Genomic DNA, 21,094 nt, shown 5'->3' on the forward strand with positions numbered 1-21,094 from the left:
AAAACTATTTTTCCACACCATAAAACGAGCTTCTCCCGATGCATCGGGACTGTTTTCTGGCAGGAAAAATTAGTTTTTTTAGCTCCGGGCTTTTTACTCCCATCTGGGCTATCAAAACATTAGGTTACAAATTACATTTAACGACTATTCAATAACGAACAAACCTCAAATTGGAAATACTAATAATATTTTTTCTAATACTATTAAACGGAGTTTTCTCTATGTCTGAAATCGCACTGATTTCGGCCAGAAAAAACAGATTGGAAACTGCAGCAAAAAAAGGGAATAAAAGTGCCAAAATTGCATTGGACTTAGCTAATTCTCCGAACAAGTTTTTATCAACAGTACAAATCGGAATTACTTTAATCGGAATTTTGACTGGTATTTATTCTGGAGATAAAATAACAATAGATGTCGAAACTTTTGTAAGCGGATTTGCAGCTTTAAAACCTTATGCACATTCTGTTGCAGTTGGGATTGTTGTTGTCGTTTTAACTTTTTTCTCTTTGGTTTTAGGAGAATTACTGCCAAAAAGAATCGGATTAAATTATCCGGAATCTATTGCTAAAATGGTCGCACTGCCAATGAAAATTGTTTCTATTGTTACGGCACCTTTTATTTGGCTGTTAACAACATCAACAGATTTTTTATTGAATGTTTTGCAAATCAAACCAACAGCCGACGGAAAAGTTACTGAGGAAGAAATTAAAGCGATAATAAAAGAAGGAACCGAAGGCGGAGAAGTTCAGGAAATTGAGCAAGATATTGTGGAACGTGTTTTTCACATTGGTGATAGAAAAGTAAGTTCTTTAATGACACACCGTAAATCGGTAGACATGTTACCGTTAAATGCTGATAAAGCCCGAATTAAAGAATTGGTTTTACAGGATCTTCACACCGTTTATCCAATTTACAGCGACAATTACGATGATATCGTAGGTATTGTAACCTTAAAAAATATATTTGCCAACATCGAAAAAGACAATTTCGATTTGAACGCTATAAAATCTGATGCTCCTTATTTAATGGAACAAACTACTGCTTACAAAGCTTTAGAAAATTTCAAAAAGACCGGAGTTCACTATGCGTTGGTTTCAGATGAATATGGTGTTTTTCAAGGTATGATTACATTGAATGATATTCTGGAAGCTTTAGTTGGCGATGCATCTGATTTTTATAAAGATGAATTTCAGCTTATAGAAAGAGAAGACGGTTCATGGCTTGTAGACGGACATTATTCATTACATGATTTCCTAACTTATTTTGAGTTAGACGAACTGACAAATGATTACGAAGTAAACACCGTAAGCGGTATGATTATGACCGAGCTTTCTCATATTCCAAAAGAAGGAGAAAAATTAGTCTGGCAGAAATTTGTATTAGAAGTTGTCGACATGGACGGCGTTAAGATTGATAAAGTGCTGGTAAAAGCGCTTAAAGAGTAGAGAATTTGTTTCAGGTTTCAAGTTTCAAGTTTCAGGTTGCGTAAACGCATTTAACTTGAAACCTGAAACCTGAAAGCTAAAACTACACATAAACAAAGAAAAATGACAGAGGGAAATTTTGTAGATTATGTTAAGATATATGTTTCTTCCGGAAAAGGGGGAAAGGGATCTACACATTTACATAGAGAGAAATTTATTGAAAAAGGAGGCCCGGACGGTGGTGACGGAGGACGTGGAGGACACGTATATTTAGTTGGAAACAAAGGTCTTTGGACATTGTTTCACCTTAAATTTGCGCGACACGTAAAAGCCGGACACGGCGGTGATGGAGGAGGAGACAGAAGCACTGGTGCTGATGGAGAAGATAAATACATCGAAGTACCTTTGGGAACTGTTGTAAAAGACAAAGAAACAGGAGAAACTTTATTTGAAATCACAGAAGATGGAGAAAAAAGAGTTCTTTGTAAAGGAGGAAAAGGTGGTTTAGGAAACTGGCACTTTAGAAGTTCTACCAACCAAACGCCACGTTATGCACAGCCAGGTTTATTGGGTGTAGAAATGGATGTTATTCTGGAACTTAAAGTTTTGGCAGATGTTGGTTTAGTAGGTTTTCCGAATGCAGGAAAATCGACTTTATTGTCTGTTTTAACTTCAGCAAAACCTAAGATTGCAGATTATCCGTTTACAACATTAAAACCAAATTTAGGAATTGTGGCGTACAGAGATTTTCAATCTTTTGTAATTGCAGATATTCCCGGAATTATTGAAGGTGCGGCAGAAGGAAAAGGTTTAGGACATTATTTCTTACGTCATATTGAGCGTAACTCAACTTTACTATTTTTAGTTCCTGTTGATACGCCGGATATTAAAGCAGAATATGATATTTTGGTAAATGAATTGACAAAATACAATCCAGAAATGCTGGATAAAGAACGTCTTTTGGTTATCTCAAAATGTGATATGCTGGATGATGAACTTAAAGCTGAATTAAAAGTAGAATTAGATGTTGCTTTTAAAGATGTTCCGTATATGTTTATTTCATCAGTTGCACAACAAGGTTTGACAGATCTAAAAGACAAGCTTTGGAAAATGCTTAACGATTAATACAAAATAAAAGCCCAATAAATTTTTTTATTGGGCTTTTAAATCTCAAATAGTATTGTACATCAAGAGAGACTTTTATAGTCTCTTTTTTATTTTAGAATTTATAATTGGAAGTTTTTAGAAATTCCGATGTTTAAAGTTTTTCCAAAGTTAAAACCAAAACGCTCTTGTCTAGGATCATTTTTGCCATCTAAGTTGTCATAGTTAACACCTCCGATAGAGAAGTTTAATCCAAAACCTCTTTTCACATTAATGAATAATGCAGGTGTAAGACTTACATACATACCTTTAGCGTCATTTACAGAACTTGATTGGTAACCTGCGCCCAAATCTGTGTAAAAAGCAAATGTTTCAGAAAGAGGTAAAGAGTAACGTGTAAAACCTCCAATTTTATATTTTTCAGTTTTACCAAATCCGTCTACCTTTACATTTGCAATAGAACCCTCTACACCAATTGTCCAGTTGTCTGTAAATTGATATCCAACTTTTGGAGAAAAATCAAAATCAGTTGCTTTTGCATCACCAATTTTTTCAGATTGAAATCCAACGTTCCCGCCCAATAATACAGAGTTTTTTTGTGCATTCGAAATAGTTGCAACAAACAGCGCAACTACTAAAAGTAATTTTTTCATTTTATAATTATTATTTATTAAAGACAAATCTATAAAATCTAATTTGTAAGAAATAATTTATAATTAATATTTTTAAAAGAAAGTTTATTTTTACAATTAATATGTTTTATTAAGATGTTTAAAGATGATTTTTTAAAAATTTAATAGATTGTTCTTGTATTAATTTTAAAAAATAAAGTTACAGTACTTCTTTTTTCAATTATGGATTTCGTAAAATATCAGAATAATCTATTTCATATATGTTGCTTTATTTGATTTTAAATGTTTTTATTGCGAAAATGAATTATATTCGCGTTACTTAAACAAAATAACATGAAAAAAATAGTTTTATTCTTAACCATGTGCCTAATGGCTCTTCCGGCAAAAGCTGATGAAGGAATGTGGTTTTTGATGTTTATCGAAAGATTAAACCATAGAGATATGGAAAAAATGGGACTTCAATTAACTTCTGAAGAAATCTACAGTATTAACCACCATAGTTTAAAAGATGCTATTGTACAATTTAACGGAGGTTGTACAGCTGAAATCGTTTCTAAAGACGGTTTGGTTTTAACAAATCACCACTGTGGTTATAATGCTATTGCCGAACTTTCTACTGCTGAACAAAACTATTTGAAAGATGGTTTCTGGGCAAAAGAAAGAAGTGCAGAGATGAAACCAAAATCTTTATATGTTCGTTTCTTCGTGCGTATGGATGATGTTTCTAAAAGAATTTTATCAAAAGTAAATGATCAAATGTCTGAAACAGAAAGAAACAAAATCATTCAGCAGGAAATCAGCCTGATCGAAAAAGAAAATAACGAAGGTGGAAAATACACTGTTTCAGTTCGTCCTTTCTTTCAAGGAAATGAATATTACTATTTTGTTTACCAAGATTATACAGATGTACGTTTAGTAGGAACTCCTCCAGAAAGCGTTGGTAAATTTGGTGGTGACACAGACAACTGGGAATGGCCTCGTCAAACTGGTGATTTCTCTATGTTTAGAGTTTATGCTGATAAAGACGGAAATCCTGCAGAATATTCTAAAACAAATGTGCCTTTACAGCCAAAACATTATTTGCCAGTAAGTATTAAAGGTGTAAAAGAAAATGATTTTGCCATGATTTTAGGTTATCCGGGAAGAACAAACCGTTGGATGCCGGCTGGCGGAATTGAGCAAAATATAAAATTTGCATATCCTGCCTGGGTTGAAGGTGCAAAAACCGGAATGGACGTAATGAAAAAGTACATGGACAAAGACGCAACTGTTCGTTTACAATACGCTTCTAAATATGCTTCTACAGCAAACTACTGGAAAAACCGTCAAGGAATGATTGATGCTTTAACAAAAGCCGGAACTGTTGACGCAAAAGCGGCTCAAGAAGATAAATTCTACGAATGGGCAAGCAAACCTGCTAATAAAGATAAATACGAAAATGTAATCCCGACGATTAACGAGTATTATAAAGAAACAAATTTAAAAGCGCGTCACGATAACTATTTGACACAGCTTTTACGTACTTCAAGTTATGCAACAGGACCAGCAAATTTAGGAAATGCATTGATTGCTTATTACAAAGAAAATGATGCTAAGAAAGCAGAAATGCTTCCTAAAATTAATGCAATGGTTGAAAGCATTTATGGAGAATTTTACGCTCCGTTAGAAAAAGATGTTTTAACAGCGCAATTAAATTTATACGCTTCTAAAGCTGCTGAATATGGACTTGCTTCGGAAGTTGCAAAAATGAAAACGGCAAATAATGGCGACTTTACTGCAGATGTAGCAAAAGCAACTGAAATTAGCTATTTTACAAACAAAGAAAAAGTATTGGCATTCTTGGCAGATCCAAAACCATTGGCAATTGTACACGATCCTTTATATATTATCTCTAATGATTTATTGACAAAATACCGTGCTAAAACTGATGATCAGGCTAAAGCCGATGATGGTTTTGCAATTGCTTACCGCGAATTGGTAGAAGGATTAAGAGAATCAAAACTAAATGCAATTAAATATCCAGACGCAAACTCTACTTTGAGATTGACTTACGGAAAAGTTCGCGCTTTGCCTGCTGACCCGCGTAACGATGCAACAATAAACAATTATACAACCATGGAAAGTATGGTGAAAAAGTATAAAGCAGGAGATCAGGAATTTGATTTACCGGCACGTTTATTAGAATTAAACAAAGCAAAAGATTACGGTCAATATGCTGATAAAGCAGGATATATGCCAATAAACTTCTTAACAGATAATGATATTACTGGTGGAAATTCTGGTTCTCCAGTTCTTAATGGAAAAGGAGAATTAATTGGTATTGCATTCGACGGAAACATCGAAGCTATGGCTGGAGACGTTATTTTTGATCCTAAATTGCAAAGAACAATTAACGTAGATATTCGTTATGTACTTTGGATTATCGACAAATACGCTGGAGCTAAAAATATTATTGACGAATTGACGATTACTAAATAATCTCAGTTTTCTTTATAAAAAACAAACCCGACAGATTTCTAAGTCTGTCGGGTTTTTTGTTGTTTTTTATTTTGAAAATCATTGTCAGGCTGAGCGTAGTAGAATCCCTTTTTGATTCCTACACTCTTGGAATTTGGAATTTAAATTTTGGAATTTGTTTATCAATTTACCTTCACTCTAATCCCTTTTGTATGACTTGTAAATTCTGGCGCATACATACTTTCTATTGTAGTAATACCGTTAGAAAATTCGCCGCTATTATTTACACGAATATCATATTCGATAACATAAGTTCCTTTATTTATTTTGTCAAAAAATAAATGTGTTGCCGCATCTTTTGTGCTCATATAAAAACCAAGTCCATCTTTATATTGATATTCTGAAAGTACATTTACAGGTTCAAAACACGAAGCTCTCATATCTTTAAGATGTACAAACTCCATATCTTCTTTAGAAGTGATAATTAATCTTACCGTTACTAAATCTCCAATTTTCAACGGATTTGCTTTTGTTATTTTTTTTAATTCTTTTCCGGTTGTTGTATTAGATTTCAGATACAATTCTTTAGAAACCGATAATACAGCTCCAGAATTGGTTTTAATTTTATCCAGATCTTCAAAATACTGCCAATAAACGCCACCAAAGCCAGGGACTTTAGATTTGTTTTCAATACTTATTGAAGCCATTTCTTTTTTAACTTCGTCTGCTTTCCAGTTCAGTTTGATATAACCTGTTTCAGCTTCTTTTTCGTTTTCGGCTAATTTTTTGGTTATGATTTTTTCATTTCCAAGTTTAATAATGGTATTATCTTTTACACTCAGCCAATCCGTTCCCTGCATTAACAAAGCGTAAATTGCTTCTGTAGTAGATTTTGTTGATGGCCAGTTTTTGGTTTGTTTATTTTTTAATAACCAGACTTTCATCGCATCAACAGATTTAGTATCGTTATTTATTTCGGCGAAAGCCTCAATCAATAAAGCCTGAGTTTCTATAGGCGCCTGATACCAATACCAGTCCGATTTATTGGCAATCCAGTACATTCCCCAATCTTCATTTGTAGAAGATGTTTCTTTTAAACTTTCCAATATTTTCTTAGCAGCGTCTTTTTCGCTAAAACGATTCAGAGTTAAAGTTGCCAATCCTTTTTCGTAAAGAGAATACGAAAGCCAATCTTTTTTAGCAGTTTCTAAATACAATTTAGCCGCTTTTTTTAAAGTATCTGACAACGGATATTTATCTAAATAAAAACTTCTGGCATATAAAAAGTGCAAATCTGAGTTTGGATTTATCCAAATCATTTTATCTGATTTTTTTAAGTTTTTAGTTCTAGTTTTATAAGATTCCAGAAACTTCTGGTCTAAATAAGGAATTCCTGTTTTTGCGATTTCATCGATTTTAGAAAGGTCATCTTTGGTTTTATCTAATTTTGATAAATGCCCCAAGCCCGCTAAAATATGTCTGGTGATATATTCGCTTTCATTACCACCGTCAAACCATGCAAATGCGCCAGACGGTTTTTGTTTTTGTTTTAATTTTTGAAAAGCACTTTCCTGAGAAGTTTTCATCTTTTCTAAATCAAATAAAAGTGCCATGTTTTTATTCTTTTCATCTTCACTTTGTGCATCATTAAACCAAGGTGTTTCGGCAAGAATAATCGATTTTAATTCTTCGTTTTCCTCTAATTTAGAATTCAGTTTTCCTTTTTTTCTCCAGTTTTCAAAAACAGTAGCAATTTTCGGATTACTCGAAATAATTTCGGAAGCTAAAGCATTAGCATAAAATCTCGCGAAAGTCTGCTCCGCACATTCATGTTCATATTCCATCAAATACGGTAAAGATTTAATCGCAATCCAAGACGGATTAGAAGTGTATTCTAAAGTAAATTGATGGTTTTTTAAAGTCGTAGAATTATTGTTTTTAAGATTCTCAAAAGTGTACTCTTTTTTAGAATTTTCGCGAACCCAAATCGGAATACTTTCTGTAACCAGCATATTGTTTGTCAAAACCGGAAGAATGTTTTCTTCTCCATCAGAAAAGTTTCCTGCTTTTGCTACGATTTTATATTGTACACCTTGCAAACCTTCTGGAATTGCAATTTTCCAAGTAGCAGTTGTGTTTCCAAAAGCATTCACAGTAAAGTTTTTCACGTTTTTTGCGTTCAGCATTTTGGCATCAATTGGTTCCATTGTAACGGCGTCAAAAAACTGTAGCATAGCGATTCCATTTTTGGTTTCATTGGTAACATTTGATATTTTAGCGCTGATAACAATCGTATCTTTTTCTCTTAAAAATCTTGGGAAGTTTGGCAAAAGCATCAATTCTTTTTGAGTTACAACGCTTTTTTCTAAATAACCGGAAACGGCATCTTTATTATGTGCCAATAAACGAAGTTTCCAAGATGTTAAAGCTTCGGGTGAAGTGAAATTGAAACTCACATTTCCTTTAGAATCTGTTTTTAAATTTGGATAAAAGAAGGCCGTTTCAGATAAATTTTTTCTTGCTTTTACTTGTGTTAAAGCTTCTAAAGATTTTTTTGTTGTAACAATAATTACTCCGTTTGCGCCTTTGGTTCCGTAAAGGGCTATTGCCTTGCTGTCTTTAACAACATCAATTGAAATAATATCTGATGGCGTTATGTCTTGAAAATCACTTTCTGAAACAATTTCTCCATCAACAATATATAAGGCGCTTGAATTCAATTTAGAAATATTACCTCTAATTAACATTGGAGATGCTGAAGCTCTGGCAGCATATGTTAAGTTTTTCTTTGTTTTTAGATTTCCAGTATCATAAACATTGTTATCTTGAATTACAATGGCAGAACCCGTACCAACGGCTTCGCTCAATGTGACTACAGCATCAGGATCGCCCTTAATTGTTTCGATTCCTGCTTTTTTATCTCTTATTTGTGCCATAGTAATGCCGAGAGAACCTCCATATCTACTTTCATAAAAATTAAATCCAAACCAATTTAATTTTGTTTCGGTATTTCTAAATTCCAAAGGCGGATAAGTTTCGTTTAGATTTTCTATTGAAACGAAAGCGATGTCAAAACCTAATTTCGTTTTATAATTTGTATTGTTATAATGGAAATTATTCAATTTTAGCAAATTCCAGTTTTGCATAGAAAATTGATCTAATGAGCTATCGTACATCGAAGCTAAAACTTCAGATTCTGTTTTTGTATGTATGCCATTCAATTTAAAAGACCAATTTTCGGTACTTCCTGGCTGGATCTTATTTCTAAAACTTTCTACTGTCCATTCTAGTTTTGGCTCTTGAGTTGGAAGAAAAACATTAATATAACTTGAAAAACTATCATTTTCAAACACAGATTCAAATACTAAATTTAAGTTTTGTTCAAATTCATTTTTCACAGGAACTTTAATAATGATCTCATTGTTTTGCAAATGAACAATATCTTCATAATAAATTTTGCCATCGTAATTTCCGTTGGTCAAAATATACAATTCTGGTATTGGAGATGAAAGTTTTACCAATACAAAGCCATCTTTTTTCGGGTCACTGTTTAGTTGTTCAACAGTGATTAATTTACTTGGATTAAATTTGTCCTTACTTTGTTTTACTGTAAAGTTTGAAGTGGTTTCAATTGGATTGTTAAAACTATCTAATGCAGAAAATACGATTTTGTAATTTCCAGATTTATAATTTGAAATAAAATCAAGAACAAGTTTTTTGTCTTTTTGAGTGTCGATTTTTTTTGAAAATAATAATGTTTCTGAAGGTTTTAAAGAAATTTCATTATCTGTAATTTCATAAGGAAACAATTTTTCAAAATCAGCATCTGGAATACTTTTGATATCGGGTTGGTCAAATATTCTTGTTTTAAACTTAGTAGAGAAAGGGCTTAAGAAATATAATTTTACTTCACCTTTGGCTGCTAAAAATTCGCCATTTAAATTGGTGCTGTTTAATATAACTTCATTTTTATTTTTGGTTTCGATAGTATTCGGAATCTGCGCATTTAAAATTAAATCATGATAACCAATTTTTACAGTTGTTTGAGCCGAATGCGTTTCGCCGTTTATATCTGTAACCGTTGCCGAAATTTCATAATTAAAAATCGGTAATTGTTCTTTTTTATTATTTTTTGGAGGTAAAGGCGTAAAATCGATAACGAATTTTCCTGAAGCATCCGTTTTTGTTTCTCCGGTCGTTAAAATTTGGTTTTCTTCACGTCCATAATAATTTCTAAGATAGGTTGTATATCGCGTTACAGTATATTTTACAGCACCTTCGGAAATATTGCTTCCGGCAAAAGCTTTTGCTTCTCCTTTTATTTTAGCCGACTGATTAAGTTGGAAGCTTTCTTTTTTAGCATCAAAAGTCACTTCAAATTTTGGACGCTTGTATTCTTCGACTTTGAAATAAAGTGTAGGATTTTCGCTTTCAACAGTATCCCAAGAATCCGAATTTGAAGTTTCGATTTTATCAAGTGCTTGTGCTTTTATAAAATAATTGCCTGTAATTCCAGATTTTGAAAGTATAAATTCGCCAGAGAAAGAACCGTATTCATTTGTTTTTGCTTCAAATTCTTTAATAATTTGATAGTTCGAATCCTGAATTGTGACTTTATAAGTATTGTTGGCAATAATATTTGTTTTGGTTTTATTTTTCTGAAAAGCAATTCCTTTATAATAAACCGTTTGTCCAGGTCTGTAAATCGCCCTGTCTAAATAGAATTGTACTTTCGTACTTGGTTTTTCTTTTTCATTTGTGTTATAATCTTCATTAAATGGAATATAGCTTTTATGAAAAGTAACAGTATCGTTTGTTTGGGAGAATTTTACGGCGTTGTAAGCATTATTACCATCAAATTTAAATGAAACTTGTCCTTTTGAATCTGTTTTCAGAATTGTATTTAAAGCTTCTACAGTAACATTTTCGAGAGGTTTTCCGGTTTTTCGATTTAAAACCTGATACGTTTCAATTAGGTTTTTTTTAGAAACAAGAACTGAAATGTTTGTAATTGTAATAATTTGATAACCAAATGCCTTTTGATTTTTTGAATCTGAATCGCTTTCAAAATAAACCAAATAATTTCCTGTTTCTAAATTGGGTAAAAGGACATCGGTAGAGTATTGGTAGTAATCTTTTTTATTAACTAGATCGTAGTTTTTAGAAGCAATTTTATTTTGTTTAGAAATAATAGAATTTACTAAACTATCTATTTTTAGTTGATCTAATTTGTAAAAATCAGTGCTTTGTTTATGATTGATTTTATAAAAAGACAGCATCAGGTTATTTACGTTTTTATAAGCAACATGAGCCCTGGTATTTTCGTTTTCGTAATTGTTTCTTTGAAGCTGAACCGTTAAATATTTAGATATAATACCCCTCTTTTTTGTAGCAGCTAATTTTGCCGTGTTTGAGCTGTCATTAATTTTTATAATTTCATCTAATAGTGCAACCGCTTCAATATTATTGTTTGGAAATGATTCTTTAGTAGCATATTCAATCAAAATTGTAGCTTTTTCGAATTTAATATCCTGAAGCAAATCTTTACTTTGAGCTTCTTTTTCTAACTTTTCTAAGTAAATTTTAAAGTAGTCATTTGATTTAATTAAATAGACATGACAGAATTTTGCACGCAAAAATTGATTTTCTAATGTAGATTCACCTAATTCAATTTTTTGATATAATGACAATGTTTTTTTGATGTTTTCGTCTTTTATAAAATCGAGATTGAGTTTTAAAAAAGCTTCAGAATTTCCAAAAAGCTGTTCTTTATAAATTAAAAAATCATTGTCTTGAATGTTCCATGATTGAATTTTTTCAGTGTAAAATGTTATGTTTTCTTTTATCAAATAATCCCATAAAGTCTCATTCTTAGGCTTCCCTTCGGATGGAAAATTAAATATTGCTTCATATTTAGATAAAAGTGTAGCTTTTAAAATAGCTTCGTTTTCTAAAGTCTTTTCGAAAGCAAGAGCAATATCATTGTCTGAAGCGTTTTTATATGGGATATAATCTGAATGCGGTACTTCAACAGAATCTATTGCTACTGCGTAATCTATTGCTACAGCTGTAGAATCATAAGCAGCTTCGCTTACATAGGCTGCCGTACTATCTACTACTCCAGCAACGTAATCATACTCACCATAATCTTTTAAATATCTGGCATAAACTAAATTTAAAATAGCTTTGGATGGTATTGAAACGCGTGCAATATCTTTTTTGAGATTACTTATAATTAAAGTCCTTGCATTTTCGTCAAGAACCTGCAGGTATTTTGATTGATAAAAAAAGCATTTTATCATTTGTACTTCGTCTTTTTTTGATACTGCTTTTTTATAAATTTTAGCAACAACTTCATTAGCCGATTTTATTTTGCCTTCATTTTCATAAGCAATTACCTTTTCCCATTTTTTATCTTTATGTTGTGCAAGTAGGGAAACAGAAAACAATAACAGTACAAATAGTATCTTTTTCATGAAATAAGTTTTAGTCTATAGATGTTAGAATTTATAAAATGGTTGGAAACGTACTAAAATAATTTTCGTACAAATTACTAATTTATATCTAAAAGCAAATTATGCATTCTATATTTCGCTATTTTTGAGATATGAAACAATTATTAGCCCTATTTCTGTTTTTGCCATTTCTGGTGTGGTCACAATCTAATTTTGAAAAAGGAGAAAAACTTTTTCAGGCAAAAAAGTATGATGAAGCACAAGTTATTTTAGAAGGAGTTTTAAAAAGCAAACCATCTGATGCAAAAACACTAGAGTATTTAGGAGATATTGCAGCTCATAATAAATCATGGCAGGAAGCCGTAAAATATTATAAAAAGCTGAAAGAATTAAAACCCAATGACGCCAATTTTTACTTTAAATACGGCGGTGCTTTAGGAATGCGAGCCTCAGAAGTAAATAAATTTAAAGCTTTGGGAATGGCGTCTGAAGTAAAAGAATCTTTTGAAAAAGCAATAGAATTAAATCCCAAACATATTCAGGCACGCTGGGGATTAATAGAATATTATCTGCATTTACCGGGGATTTTTGGCGGAAGCGAATCGAAAGCAATTTCATATTCAAACGAATTAATGCAGTTATCTGCCGTAGATGGCAACTTGGCAAAAGGAAGAATTGAGGAGTATTTCGAACGATATAACGCAGCCGAAAAATATTATATAAAAGCAAACGAAATTGGTAAATCAAAAACCACGTTTCAAAAATTATATAATTTATATTTGAACAAATTAAAAGACGCTAAAAAAGCGCGCGAATTAAAACAAAAATTTGAGTCATCTTAAAACAATTCAAATTATCTTTTTTTGATTGTATTTGGATTTTGGCATTTATAAAAATTGGAATTTAAATGAAAACACATTTCATCGCTATAGGCGGAAGTGCTATGCACAATTTAGCTCTGGCATTGCACAACAAAGGATATCAGGTTACAGGAAGTGACGACGCTATTTTTGAACCATCAAAATCCAGACTGGAAAAAAAAGGAATCCTTCCTGCTGAATTAGGTTGGTTTCCAGAAAAAATTACCGCAGATCTTGATGCAATTATTTTAGGAATGCACGCAAAAGCCGATAATCCGGAATTGCTAAAAGCGCAGGATTTAGGTTTGAAAATATACTCGTATCCAGAATTTTTATACGAACAATCTAAAAACAAAACGCGAGTTGTAATTGGTGGCTCTCACGGAAAAACGACTATTACTTCGATGATTTTGCACGTAATGCACTATCATAATATAGAAGTAGATTATATGGTGGGTGCTCAATTAGAAGGTTTTGACACGATGGTACACCTTACCGAAGAGAACGATTTTATGGTTTTGGAAGGTGACGAATATTTGTCTTCGCCAATTGACAGAAGACCAAAATTCCATTTGTATCAACCAAACATTGCGTTGATTTCAGGAATTGCGTGGGATCATATCAATGTCTTTCCAACGTATGAAAACTACGTTGAGCAGTTTGAAATTTTCATTCAAAAAATCACAAATGGCGGTATTTTGGTTTACAACGAAAATGATCCAGAAGTAAAACGCGTTTCAGAAGCTGCAACAAATCCAATTCGTAAATTAGCTTATCATACTCCAGAATATAGTGTAAGCGATGGTGTAACTCTTTTAAAAACTCCAGAAGGCGATATGCCAATTGAAGTTTTTGGAGCACACAATCTAAATAATTTAGCTGGAGCAAAATGGATATGCCAAAACATGGGCGTTGATGAAGCTGATTTTTACGAAGCAATTGCAAGTTTTAAAGGAGCTTCTAAAAGATTAGAAAAAATCGCAGAAGGAAAAGGAAAAGTAGCTTACAAAGATTTTGCGCATTCGCCAAGTAAAGTAGCTGCAACGACAAAAGCCGTAAAAGAACAATACCCGAACAGAACTTTGGTAGCTTGTTTAGAATTACATACTTACAGCAGCTTAAATGCTGAGTTTTTAAAAGAATATGAAGGTGCTTTGGAATATGCAGATGTTGCTGTAGTATTTTATTCGCCAGATGCCGTAAAAATCAAACAGCTTGAAGAAGTTACGTATGAGCAGATCGCAAGTTCTTTTAATAGAGAAGACTTAATTATTTATACAAATCCAACCGAATTCAAAGAGTATCTTTTCAATTTAAATCTGGATAATTCTGCACTTCTTTTAATGAGTTCAGGAAATTACGGAGGATTAAATTTTGATGATGTAAAAGGGTTGATTAATTAGATAGTTAGTCAATTAGGAAATTATATAATTTGCCAATCGTTTTTTGCGGTTGGCATTTTTTTTTGAATTTGGAATTTCAAAATTAGAATTTATTTTTATTTTGAATGAATTTTCTTCTTTTTTTGTTTAGTTTAGCCGAATAAGTTAATATCGATGAAAGGAGTATATTTACCAATTACGGATTGGTCTGACGATGATAAACCACGCGAAAAGCTAATGTTGAAAGGCAAGGAAGCTTTAAGCGATGCTGAATTAATTGGAATTCTTATTGGCTCCGGAAGCCGTAATGAATCTGCTGTTGATTTGAGTAAACGTATTTTGTCTAGCTCAGGAAATATAAATTCTTTAGCAAAAATGTCGATTGCTCAACTAATGCAATTTAAAGGTATAGGAGAGGCCAAAGCGATTACGATTGTTGCGGCATTGGAATTAGGACGCAGGCGAAGCTCTGAGCATACTATTGAGCTAACGAAAGTTACCTCTAGTAAAATTGTTTTTGAAATCATGCAGCCCATTATTGGCGAGCTCGGCCACGAAGAATTTTGGGTACTTTTTCTGAATAATTCTAATAAAGTAATTTCTAAATCGCAATTAAGTAAAGGTGGAATTACCGGAACTGTTGTTGATGCCCGCTTAGTTTTTAAATTAGCAATCGAAACCGGAGCTACAGGCTTGGTTTTGTGTCATAACCATCCTTCAGGATCATTGGTGCCGAGTGACGCAGACATACAAATTACAAGGAAGCTCAAAGCAGCAGGGGAGAGTTTAGATGTTAAAGTTTTGGACCATTTGATTATTACTGAAACAAAATATTATAGTTTTGTAGATGAAGGAACATTTTAATCTATGAATACCAACATTACCGATATTTTTTTCGATTTAGATCATACGCTTTGGGATTTTGATAAAAATTCTGAAATGGCTTTTGATAGAATTTTTAAGACTAAGTATGCCGATATTAAAACTATTGACTTTATTGAAAAGTATGTGCCAATAAATCAGGCTTGCTGGAAATTATATCAAAACGATCAAATTACGCATCTTGAACTTCGCTACAATAGATTGAAGTTTTCTTTTGATGCTTTAAATTATGTGATTTCTGATGAAAACATTAACGAAATTGCAAATGATTATATCGAATTCTTAACCGATAACAATCATCTTTTTGATGGCGCTATAGAAGTGCTAGATTATTTAAAATCAAAGTATAAGCTCCACATCATTACCAATGGTTTTGCACATGTTCAGGATAAAAAAATAAACAATGCAGCTCTTGGCGGATATTTTACTACAATTACAAATTCTGAATTAGCGGGTGTAAAAAAGCCAAATAGTATTATCTTTGATTATGCTCTTAATTTGGCTCAGACTACCAAAGAGAATAGTATTATGATTGGCGATGACCTTGATGCAGATGTCAATGGTGCACTCAACGCTGGTTTAGACGCTATTTTCTTTAATGATAAAAAAATTGAAGCACCAACAAATTTCAAACAAATAAACCATTTACTAGAACTTAAAAAATATTTATAATTATGAAAATTAAATTTTTATTGGCTGCACTTCTTTGTTCAGTTATTGGATTTTCTCAATCTGTTAACGATTATAAGGCTGTAATAGTGCCGTTAAAGTACGATTTCCTTAAAACCGATAATCAATATAGATTGGCAACATTAAGTAAGTCCAATTTATTAAAAGCAGGTTTTCAGGCTTATTATACTAATGAGCAGCTTCCTGAAAGCCTTATTGACCGTTGTGAATTGTTATACATCGACGTAAAAAAAGACAATGGATTTTTGGTAACAAAACTTTTTGTTGAACTAAAAGATTGTTTTGGTAAAGTAATCTACACTTCAGAAATAGGAAAAAGCAAAGAGAAAGATTATGATGTAGCTTATAGAGAATCTCTTGAAGGTGCATTTAAGTCAATTTATGATCTGCATTATGCTTATAGCGGAAAAACTCCTGCTCGCGAAACCAGAGCTGTTGTTACAAGTGCTGCCGCTGCTGCGGTTGCGATGCCGGTAAAAGCTGCAGTTACACAGACAGCTGTTAGCACTCCGGTTGCAGATGTTTCTGATCCTAATTTATTATACGCACAGCCAACAGAAAACGGATATCAATTAATTGATAAAACACCAAAAGTGGTAATGAAACTATTAAAAACTTCTCGTCCAGATTCATTTATAGCAATAAAAGATGGAGTACAAGGAACTTTGAACGCAAAAGACAACCAATGGTTTTTTGAATACTACCAAAATGACAAAATGGTTTCTGAAAAAGTTTCAGTAAAATTCTAAATATAAAATAAGGTTTTAATAACCATATTTATCTTTCCAACGGTTCTTTAAAAATTCACGGTTGCTGTTCTCTCTAGAATTGCTTCCTGGATTATAAAGAACCGTTTCTTTTATTGCATCCGGTAAAAATTCCTGTTCTGCAAAGTTGTTGGCATAATCATGCGAATATTTATAATCGTCACCATAACCCAATTCTTTCATAAGTTTTGTTGGCGCATTTCTTAAATGAATTGGAACAGGTAAATCTCCAGTTTGTTTAACCAATTGTTGCGCATTTCCGATAGCCATATAAGAAGCATTACTTTTAGGAGAAGTTGCCAGATATATTGCGCATTGGCTCAATATAATTCTGCTTTCAGGATATCCAATTGTAGTTACTGCCTGAAACGTATTATTTGCCATAATAAATGCAGTAGGATTTGCATTTCCAATATCTTCGCTGGATAAAATAAGCATTCTTCGAGCGATAAATTTTACATCTTCACCACCTTCAATCATTCTTGCCAGCCAATAAACCGCGCCATTCGGATCGCTTCCGCGGATAGATTTTATAAAAGCAGAAACAATATCATAATGCTGCTCGCCACTTTTGTCATACAAAACCGTATTCTGTTGTACTAATTCAAAAACACGGTCATTTGTGATAATAATTTCATCACCAGCAGACGCATTTACCACAAGTTCAAAAATATTCAAAAGCTTTCTCCCATCACCGCCAGAAAGTCTAAGTAATGCTTCGGTTTCTTTTAATATAATATTTTTAGAAGCGAGTTCCGTATCCGTTTTCATCGCGCGATGCAATAACGCCTCTAAGTCAGATTTCGTAAAAGCATTTAGAATATAAACTTGACAACGTGACAGTAAAGCGGGAATAACCTCAAAACTCGGATTTTCTGTAGTGGCACCAATTAGCGTAATCCATCCTTTTTCTACCGCGGCCAAAAGCGAATCCTGCTGTGATTTACTAAAGCGATGAATCTCATCAATAAATAAAATAGGATTTCTAGCCGTAAACAAACCACCGCTTTGTTTGGCCTTATCGATAACATCACGGATATCTTTTACACCAGAATTTATTGCACTTAAGATATAAAACGGGCGTTTTGATTCTTGTGCAATAATTTGTGCCAATGTAGTTTTTCCTGTTCCCGGAGGTCCCCAAAATATCAGTGAAGGAATAATTCCTCTGGAAATTTGCTGCGTCAATGACCCATTTGGTCCAACCAAATGATTTTGACTAATATAGTCTTCTAATTTTTGAGGGCGAATTCGTTCGGCTAAAGGTGCATCCATTTTGTAAAATTACTATTTTTCAATTTGATTTTATAGCTTTATGAAGCTATTTACTATCTCAATAAATTTCTGGATTATATGTTTCAAAATAATGAAAACGGAAAGAATACTGTTTTTATCAGTTATAGAAAACGTATCTGCGAATATTTTCTGTAAGCTGACAAATTATCAGTAAATTTTATTTGGATAGTTTTTTGATAATTATTTCCCGAACCGATTATTGAATATATGAACGACAATCATTTTAAGTTTTCACCCGCAGTTATTGGACTTCCATTATTTTTCGTGCTTTTTTTATGGATTGTATATTGGATTCAAATTCGGTTTGATTTCGATTTCTATAAAAATGGAATTTATCCAAGAGATTTATCTGGTTTGCAAGGTGTTTTATTTAGTCCTTTTATTCATGAAAATTTAGAGCATCTTTATAATAATTCAATTCCGCTTTTGGTTCTATTAGCTGCATTACAATTTTTTTACCCCAAACAAACTTTCGGTGTTATTGGTTATGGTATTTTATTTTCAGGTTTAATAACGTGGATTATTGGTCGTGAGAATTACCATATTGGTGCAAGCGGCTTAATTTATGTTTTAGTTACTTTTATATTTTTCAAAGGTATTCAGACCCGTTATTATCGATTGGTGGCACTTTCACTATCCGTAATTTTACTTTACGGCGGTATGATCTGGTACGTTTTCCCAAAAGTAGATCAATCCATTTCGTGGGAAGGGCATTTGGCAGGATTTATTACAGGCTTTGGTTTGACTTTATATTATAAAACACCAGAATATACAAAACCTATTGTTTACGATTGGCAAAAAGCAGATTTTGATCCAGACACAGATCCTTTTATGAAACATTTTGATGAGAATGGTAATTTTGTAAACACAGAAATTCCTGAAGAAGAAAAAGAAATTATCTCTACTTATTTTAATTCTGATGTTTTAGTAAATTATTCTATTCGTAAAAGTGACGATTCTGACGAAAAATCTTGATTTTAAATAGATTAAAATTGCTTTTGTAAAATGAGTATTTTTGTTGTAATGATTTAATCTTTAAATATTTAATTATGAAAAGTATAATCTTTATAATTATTGCAATCTTGATTTCTCCATTACTTTTTGCGCAATGCGAAATTCACAATAAAGTTCAGGCAGATGGATCTATGTTGTATTTTATAGACAGTGCAACTTTTTATACAACAAAATCAAAGTCATTAAAGATTGGTATTGTAACCGATAAAGAAAATTATTTTATTGCTTTACAGCCTTCTCCATTTCCTGCTAAAGAAGGTGGAAAATTAATCAAAGACGATTTGATTATAGAATTATCAGATGCTAATAAATACAAACTGAAACATTATGATACGCGCTATATAAAGCATGATTCTGTTATGGAGGTTCTTTATCTTGTTGATAAAAACGATTTGAAAGCCTTGTCTGGATTTGAAGCCGTTACTGCCGATATAAATATGCAGGGAACAGAGTTTGTTAGAAATTATGCTTTTAAACTACATAAAAAAGCAATAATGGAGCAGTTAAATTGTTTTTTAAAAGAAGAGAAGTAATTTATTCGTCTTCTTTAGCAGAAGGATCGTTTCTGTGAAATAGTTTATTATTTACTTTTTTGAATAAGTTATTAAAGGTAAGTGTAAGTGAAGCTGCATTTATAATTTGATTTCCGTTATTTCTTGGGAGATATTCATTCGCATAAGTGATTTCAAGTTGAGTATCATCATTAAATAAATATCCTGCTCCGATATTAAGTCGATTACGGTCAAAGAAGCTTTCGCCGGTTACTTTTGTTCCAGATTTAAAGAATATTTCATCAGAAGCTATTCCGTAAATAACTCCTTTTCTAAGAACTTTACCATTGATTGGTTGCAAATATTTAAGCTGCTGTCTGTACCGTAATACATTTTCGTAATCTTGATCTTCGTTTTTAATATGTCTAACCTCTAATCGCGATCTTGTGCTTAATGTGTATCCTATTTTATGAAAATAATAAGTTCCTTGTAGTGAAAATCTCCATTCCGGTGATTTGAACTGTCCAATTTCCGGAACATCTTTATTGTCATAATAGGCTATAAAAGCAGATGCTTTCCATCTTGGAGTTAAATAATAATTTCCCCAAACTCTAAAAGATTTTTGGGTGTTATTGGTAAACATTTTTGAAGATGATTCTGTGCTGCTGTATGAATTTGCAAAGTCTAATTCTGTAGACCATTTTTCAGTTATGGCTCTGGTAAACTGAAGTTCGTTCCAAGATTGGCTATAAGAAGTATTTTGTCCATAACAGTAACTGGTTAGAACCGTTATGGACAATATTGTAAGGGTTTTTTTTATTGATAGGTTTATGAAAGAATAAATATGCATTTGATTTAAAATTACAATTATTCAGACCAATCTCAAGCATACTATTTTAGCTTCTCTGACGAACAGTTTCGTATAAAAATGCGCCACAGGCAACTGATACATTCAATGATCCAATGGATCCAAACATAGGCAGTTTTGCTTTTTCGTCAACAATTTTTAAAACAGAAGGGTTGATTCCTCTGTCTTCAGATCCCATTATAATTGCCACAGGTTCATTTAGTGATACATCATAAATAGTTTGTTCTGTTTTTTCAGTAGCGGCAACAGTTTTAATTCCAGATCCCTGAAGATAAAATATTGCATCTTTAATATGTTCAACTTTGCAAATCGGAACATTAAAAACCGCACCAGCAGAAGTTTTAACAGTGTCTCCGTTTACAGGAGCAGAACCCGCTTTTTGAACAATGATTCCGTTTACACCAGTACATTCAGCAGTTCTAATAATAGCACCAAAATTTCTTGCATCAGATATTTGATCTAATATTAAGAATAATGGTTTTGCTCCAGACTCAATAGTTGATTCAACTAAATGTTCTAGATCTATAAATCCAATAGGAGATATTGTAGCTACAGCGCCTTGGTGATTATTTGGAGTTAAGCGATTAAGTTTTTCTACAGGAACATAAGAAAAATTAATGTTAGCGCGTTTCATCACCTTCATTAAATCTTTCATTAATTCGCTAGAAATTTCTTTTTGTATAAATACTTTATCTACTTCTTTACCAGCTTGAATTGCTTCTATAATGGCTCTAATTCCAAATATTTGATGTTCTTTTTCCATACCGCAAAT

The 21,094-nt window shown here is 32.4% G+C and carries 15 protein-coding genes; 10 read left to right on the forward strand and 5 right to left on the reverse strand.

Annotation, left to right across the window (positions count from 1 at the left end):
- Positions 1-170: 170 nt before the first annotated feature.
- Together EV144_RS17455 and obgE are read left to right on the forward strand one after the other, a co-directional pair.
- Positions 171-1,445 (forward strand): hemolysin family protein, encoded by a 1,275-nt coding sequence (locus tag EV144_RS17455; RefSeq protein ID WP_134150466.1) that lies wholly within the window; start codon positions 171-173, stop codon positions 1,443-1,445.
- A 102-nt stretch (positions 1,446-1,547) separates the two neighbouring features.
- The gene (gene obgE, locus EV144_RS17460; RefSeq protein WP_134150467.1) at positions 1,548-2,549 is read left to right on the forward strand and encodes a GTPase ObgE; all 1,002 of its coding nucleotides are present in this window, start codon (positions 1,548-1,550) and stop codon (positions 2,547-2,549) included.
- Positions 2,550-2,650: 101 nt separating this feature from the next.
- Here the strand turns inward: obgE and EV144_RS17465 are convergent, their stop codons facing one another.
- A complete protein-coding gene (locus EV144_RS17465) occupies positions 2,651-3,181 on the reverse strand; it encodes an outer membrane beta-barrel protein (protein ID WP_134150468.1) in 531 nt (176 codons plus the stop codon).
- A 312-nt stretch (positions 3,182-3,493) separates the two neighbouring features.
- Between EV144_RS17465 and EV144_RS17470 the strand changes: the two genes are divergently transcribed.
- Positions 3,494-5,638 carry a S46 family peptidase gene (locus tag EV144_RS17470; RefSeq protein ID WP_134150469.1) on the forward strand — a complete coding sequence of 715 codons (2,145 nt, stop codon included), beginning with the start codon at positions 3,494-3,496 and terminating at the stop codon, positions 5,636-5,638.
- A 161-nt stretch (positions 5,639-5,799) separates the two neighbouring features.
- Here the strand turns inward: EV144_RS17470 and EV144_RS17475 are convergent, their stop codons facing one another.
- Positions 5,800-12,093, reverse strand: a complete 6,294-nt coding sequence (locus tag EV144_RS17475; protein ID WP_134150470.1) for an alpha-2-macroglobulin family protein — start codon at positions 12,091-12,093, stop codon at positions 5,800-5,802.
- Between the two features lie 131 nt (positions 12,094-12,224).
- Here EV144_RS17475 and EV144_RS17480 point away from each other — a divergent pair, with 131 nt between their 5' ends.
- From EV144_RS17480 to EV144_RS17500, 5 genes are all read left to right on the forward strand, one after another.
- On the forward strand, positions 12,225-12,914 hold the full coding sequence (locus tag EV144_RS17480) for a tetratricopeptide repeat protein (protein WP_134150471.1): 690 nt from the start codon (positions 12,225-12,227) through the stop codon (positions 12,912-12,914).
- Positions 12,915-12,979: 65 nt separating this feature from the next.
- The gene (locus EV144_RS17485) at positions 12,980-14,335 is read left to right on the forward strand and encodes a UDP-N-acetylmuramate--L-alanine ligase (RefSeq protein WP_134150472.1); all 1,356 of its coding nucleotides are present in this window, start codon (positions 12,980-12,982) and stop codon (positions 14,333-14,335) included.
- Between the two features lie 153 nt (positions 14,336-14,488).
- Positions 14,489-15,178 carry a RadC family protein gene (radC, locus tag EV144_RS17490; protein WP_134150473.1) on the forward strand — a complete coding sequence of 230 codons (690 nt, stop codon included), beginning with the start codon at positions 14,489-14,491 and terminating at the stop codon, positions 15,176-15,178.
- 3 nt (positions 15,179-15,181) lie between these two features.
- Entirely contained in the window at positions 15,182-15,868 is a 687-nt protein-coding gene (locus tag EV144_RS17495; protein ID WP_134150474.1) for a YjjG family noncanonical pyrimidine nucleotidase, read from the forward strand.
- Between the two features lie 2 nt (positions 15,869-15,870).
- Entirely contained in the window at positions 15,871-16,635 is a 765-nt protein-coding gene (locus EV144_RS17500) for a hypothetical protein (RefSeq protein ID WP_134150475.1), read from the forward strand.
- 15 nt (positions 16,636-16,650) lie between these two features.
- Here EV144_RS17500 and EV144_RS17505 read toward each other — a convergent pair whose 3' ends face one another.
- The gene (locus tag EV144_RS17505) at positions 16,651-17,928 is read right to left on the reverse strand and encodes a replication-associated recombination protein A (protein WP_134150476.1); all 1,278 of its coding nucleotides are present in this window, start codon (positions 17,926-17,928) and stop codon (positions 16,651-16,653) included.
- Between the two features lie 228 nt (positions 17,929-18,156).
- Here EV144_RS17505 and EV144_RS17510 point away from each other — a divergent pair, with 228 nt between their 5' ends.
- Positions 18,157-18,924: a rhomboid family intramembrane serine protease gene (locus EV144_RS17510; RefSeq protein ID WP_134150477.1), complete on the forward strand. Its 768-nt coding sequence runs from the start codon at positions 18,157-18,159 to the stop codon at positions 18,922-18,924.
- A gap of 74 nt (positions 18,925-18,998) precedes the next feature.
- Positions 18,999-19,496 (forward strand): hypothetical protein, encoded by a 498-nt coding sequence (locus tag EV144_RS17515; protein WP_134150478.1) that lies wholly within the window; start codon positions 18,999-19,001, stop codon positions 19,494-19,496.
- 1 nt (position 19,497) lies between these two features.
- On the opposite strand, the gene EV144_RS17520 is transcribed toward EV144_RS17515, so the two are convergent.
- Both EV144_RS17520 and rlmB read right to left on the reverse strand, forming a co-directional pair.
- A complete protein-coding gene (locus tag EV144_RS17520; RefSeq protein WP_243854701.1) occupies positions 19,498-20,253 on the reverse strand; it encodes a DUF2490 domain-containing protein in 756 nt (251 codons plus the stop codon).
- Positions 20,254-20,350: 97 nt separating this feature from the next.
- The gene (rlmB, locus tag EV144_RS17525; protein ID WP_134150480.1) at positions 20,351-21,085 is read right to left on the reverse strand and encodes a 23S rRNA (guanosine(2251)-2'-O)-methyltransferase RlmB; all 735 of its coding nucleotides are present in this window, start codon (positions 21,083-21,085) and stop codon (positions 20,351-20,353) included.
- Positions 21,086-21,094 lie beyond the last annotated feature (9 nt).

It is taken from the genome of Flavobacterium sp. 270 (assembly GCF_004368785.1).
In the GTDB taxonomy this organism is placed as follows: Bacteria; Bacteroidota; Bacteroidia; order Flavobacteriales; family Flavobacteriaceae; genus Flavobacterium.

What these genes read in the sequence shown, in the direction of transcription:
- EV144_RS17515 (WP_134150478.1), top strand. Translation starts at nt 18,999, where the DNA reads ATGAAAAGTATAATCTTTATAATTATTGCAATCTTGATTTCTCCATTA.
- rlmB (WP_134150480.1), bottom strand. Translation starts at nt 21,085, where the DNA reads ATGGAAAAAGAACATCAAATATTTGGAATTAGAGCCATTATAGAAGCA.
- EV144_RS17500 (WP_134150475.1), top strand. Translation starts at nt 15,871, where the DNA reads ATGAAAATTAAATTTTTATTGGCTGCACTTCTTTGTTCAGTTATTGGA.
- radC (WP_134150473.1), top strand. Translation starts at nt 14,489, where the DNA reads ATGAAAGGAGTATATTTACCAATTACGGATTGGTCTGACGATGATAAA.
- EV144_RS17475 (WP_134150470.1), bottom strand. Translation starts at nt 12,093, where the DNA reads ATGAAAAAGATACTATTTGTACTGTTATTGTTTTCTGTTTCCCTACTT.
- EV144_RS17465 (WP_134150468.1), bottom strand. Translation starts at nt 3,181, where the DNA reads ATGAAAAAATTACTTTTAGTAGTTGCGCTGTTTGTTGCAACTATTTCG.
- EV144_RS17470 (WP_134150469.1), top strand. Translation starts at nt 3,494, where the DNA reads ATGAAAAAAATAGTTTTATTCTTAACCATGTGCCTAATGGCTCTTCCG.
- EV144_RS17510 (WP_134150477.1), top strand. Translation starts at nt 18,157, where the DNA reads ATGAACGACAATCATTTTAAGTTTTCACCCGCAGTTATTGGACTTCCA.
- EV144_RS17505 (WP_134150476.1), bottom strand. Translation starts at nt 17,928, where the DNA reads ATGGATGCACCTTTAGCCGAACGAATTCGCCCTCAAAAATTAGAAGAC.
- EV144_RS17480 (WP_134150471.1), top strand. Translation starts at nt 12,225, where the DNA reads ATGAAACAATTATTAGCCCTATTTCTGTTTTTGCCATTTCTGGTGTGG.
- EV144_RS17485 (WP_134150472.1), top strand. Translation starts at nt 12,980, where the DNA reads ATGAAAACACATTTCATCGCTATAGGCGGAAGTGCTATGCACAATTTA.
- EV144_RS17495 (WP_134150474.1), top strand. Translation starts at nt 15,182, where the DNA reads ATGAATACCAACATTACCGATATTTTTTTCGATTTAGATCATACGCTT.
- obgE (WP_134150467.1), top strand. Translation starts at nt 1,548, where the DNA reads ATGACAGAGGGAAATTTTGTAGATTATGTTAAGATATATGTTTCTTCC.